Below are 3,421 nucleotides of genomic sequence, written 5' to 3'. Positions count from 1 at the left end.
GGCACAGGCGTCCTACCTGGTTGGCTGCGCGGCCACTTGTGAAGCGCTGGTCGTTGACCCTTCCCGCAAGATTGAGCCATACCTCAATGCTGCTGAAGAAGAAGGATTACGAATCAGCCACGTGACCGAAACGCATATTCACGCAGACTTTCTTTCGGGCTGCCGCGAACTGGCCGAGGCTACCGGCGCGAAACTTTATCTTTCCGACGAAGGCGACGCCGATTGGAAATATCAATGGTTGCATCAAAAATCCGGCGGCGGCAGCTACCCTCATGAGTTGCTCAAGCATGGCAGCATCTTCAAAGTCGGCAATATTCAAATTCAAGCGCTGCACACGCCCGGCCACACGCCGGAGCACATGAGTTTCATGGTGACGGATCTTGGCGGCGGCGCCACCGAGCCGATGGGTATTGCCACCGGTGATTTCGTTTTTGTCGGCGATGTGGGCCGCCCGGATTTGCTGGAAACAGCCGCCGGCCAGGTAGGTATGAAAGAAAAATCAGCGCGTACGCTGTTTCATTCCTTGCAAGAATTCAAAAAGCTGCCGGACTATCTGCAACTGTGGCCGGGGCATGGCGCGGGTTCGGCGTGCGGCAAAGCGCTGGGCGCGGTGCCGCAATCCACGGTGGGTTATGAAAAACGCTTCAATGCCTCGCTGGCTTATGCCACCGAGGAGGGGCGTTTTGTCGAAGCCATTCTTGACGGCCAAAGCGAGCCGCCATTTTATTTCAGCCGCATGAAACGCGACAACAAGCTGGGCCCGGCGCTGTTGGGAAAATTTCCCGCGCCGCACATGCTCGATGCCGCCGGCCTGGGCAAACTCAACGGGCAAGAGGCCACGATCGTCGATACACGGCCGTGGTCTGCGTTTGTCAAAGGCCATCTCAAGGGCGCGCTGCATGCGCCGTTCAACAACGCCTTTCCGACCATCACCGGCTCCTACATTTTGCCGGACAGCCCGATTTATCTCATCATCGACAGCGCACGCCTCACGGAAGCCGTCACCATGCTGATTCGCATCGGGTTGGATAATGTGGCCGGTTATGCCACGCCCACCACGCTGGCGGATTATCAGGCCAAGGGCGGCGCACTTACGACGCTGGAAGAGATCGATGCGCCGGAATTGCAGCGCCGTTTACAAAATCAGGATTTATTCGTGCTCGACGTTCGCGCGGCATTTGAATATGAATTGGGACATTTGCCCAATGCGCTGAATGTCGCGCACACGCGCATATTCGACCATCTTACCGAGCTTCCCAAACAAAAAACAATTTTGGTGCATTGCCAAACCGCAGCGCGTTCACGGCCCGCAGCAGCCATACTGGCGCGGCACGGCCATCGCGTCGTTCACCTCGCGCAGGGTTACCGCAGTTGGGTGCAGGCAGGGGGAGAGACGGCGGCGTGAGCGTAACTCTGGCAGCGCGTTTGCGTATGATTCTCCGCCGCTTCTTGTTAAAGAAACCCCATTGCCGCCAGAACACGAAGGCTCTAAAATTTTTTCCAGCACGATGGCGGCTAGCTTGTCGAAAATAATAACACAAGCATTCGCGCAACTGGTGTTTCTTCGCGACTTCGTGTCCTGGCAGCCGGAATGAATTCATCGCAATTCTCAAAGCCCTATGGACGCAAGAATCTTCCAACGCATTCGTGAAAATCTGCTCCGCCAGCGCCAAAATTTGCTCGATTGGCTGCAGTACACGCCGGATTCTAAAAAACAAATTCGCCTCGGCCCGGCAGAAGAAACTGCCGTGCAAGCGCATTTGCAGATTCTTGACACCGCCCTGGCAAAGGCCGAAGATAAAACGCTGGGAATCTGCAAAATTTGCCATGATTACATCGAGCCGGACCGCCTGGAAATGGATTTTACCGCCAATGTCTGTCTCTCGCATTATTCCGTCGAGGACATGCGCCGGCTCGAAGCGGAATTGGAGTTGGCGCACAAAGTACACAAAGCATTGCTGCCGCAAGAACTGCCGCAGATTCCGGGTTTGCAGCTCGCCGCCTTCATTCAACCCGCGGATATTGTGGGCGGAGATTATTTTGATTTCTTCCGGTTCCGCGACGGCGCTTTGGGCCTTGCGATAGCAGACGTGATGGGCAAAGGCCTGCCCGCGAGTATGCTCATGGCAAGCTTGCAAGCTTCGTTGCGCATTCTCGTGCCGGAGAACACCTGTCCGGCCGCGGTATTGCAGCGCTTGAACGGGCTCTTCTGCCACAACGTGCATCTTATCAAATTCATTACAATTTTTCTCGGACGTTTCGAGCCGGCCTCGCGCGCGCTGGAATATTGCAATGCCGGACACAACCCGCCGCTGCTGCTGCGCGGGAACAATCGTGATGACCGGCATTGGCTGCAACCGACCGGCGCGGCCATCGGCCTGGCGGAGAGTTTCGATTATCATGCGGCCACCGTCACCCTCACGCCCGGCGATGTCTTTATGCTTTATACCGACGGCGTCACCGAAGCCATGAACACCGCGCACGAAGAGTTTGGCGATCAGCGATTGGCGGAGATTGCCTCCCGGCATCATGCGGCCTCTCCGCAAATTGCCATCCGGGAATTGCGCACGGCGTTGCAAGCGTTTATCGGCAAACAAATGTTCAGCGACGATGTGACGATCGTGGCCGGCAAGATGGAGCATTAAGATTTTTATTGCGCAATCCCGCCACCGATTTTCAGACAAACTGAAAATCGCAGATACTCGAGCAGCTTGAGACTCTGCCCACAAAAGCAAAAAGGCCTTTTTGAGAAATTTCAATTTTGTGGGCAAGAACCCTTCAGAATTTTATTCGAACTTTGAGAAGCGAATCGCCCTAATTGCGGCGACTATGATCACGGATTGGAAGATTTAGCCGAGTCTTTTCTCGACGCCGCCGGCCTCTTAATTTCGGCTTGTACCACGTTTACGGCACCGGAATCAACGATCAACTCAATGAAGTTTTTCAGAATCACCAGGCTGAGTTCGTGAAGTTGACGGCGGTTGATCGTGGCCCAATGCTATCCCCGGCAGCTTCGCCGTTGATGGATGCAACGCTGTCATAAAAATTAAAATCCACCCGCATTTGAACTCCGGGACCGGAGGCCTTTCGCGTGCGGGTGGATTTTTCGTTTTATTGATATGATGCGCCTCGGCTCAACCTTTGCGCATTTTTGTTTTGATGTTGGGCTGTCAGCGATCACCCGTTGCGCTTCCGCGCCGGTGGATCACTGCGCGCCGCTCAAATCTCTTCCCACAAATTTTTGATGGTTGCGTTCTCGAGCGCTTCGGTTTGCGTGCGCAGCCTGGGAACATCTTCGTTCATGAGCTGCGTCATGCACCGGTCGAAATAAATCGGGCCTTGCACCGCAATCTTGCGCGTTTCGTAAAGTCCGTCCAACAGTGAATCGAGTATTTCTTTGCGGGTTTCGCGGCTGTCTTTG

2 protein-coding genes are annotated in these 3,421 nt (G+C 55.0%); both read left to right on the top strand.

The window, feature by feature from the left end:
- The coding region (locus FBQ85_28230) for an MBL fold metallo-hydrolase (protein ID MDL1879022.1) at positions 1-1,405 on the top strand (1,405 nt) is incomplete at its 5' end.
- 214 nt (positions 1,406-1,619) lie between these two features.
- On the top strand, positions 1,620-2,645 hold the full coding sequence (locus FBQ85_28225) for a hypothetical protein (GenBank protein ID MDL1879021.1): 1,026 nt from the start codon (positions 1,620-1,622) through the stop codon (positions 2,643-2,645).
- The last annotated feature ends 776 nt before the right edge of the window (positions 2,646-3,421 follow it).

Source organism: Cytophagia bacterium CHB2 (assembly GCA_030263535.1).
Classification (GTDB): Bacteria; Zhuqueibacterota; Zhuqueibacteria; order Zhuqueibacterales; family Zhuqueibacteraceae; genus Coneutiohabitans.
This window is presented reverse-complemented; position numbering and strand designations above follow the sequence as displayed.

Bases quoted from the DNA above. Each gene is read 5' to 3' on its own strand.
- FBQ85_28225 (MDL1879021.1), top strand. From the start codon at position 1,620: ATGGACGCAAGAATCTTCCAACGCATTCGTGAAAATCTGCTCCGCCAG.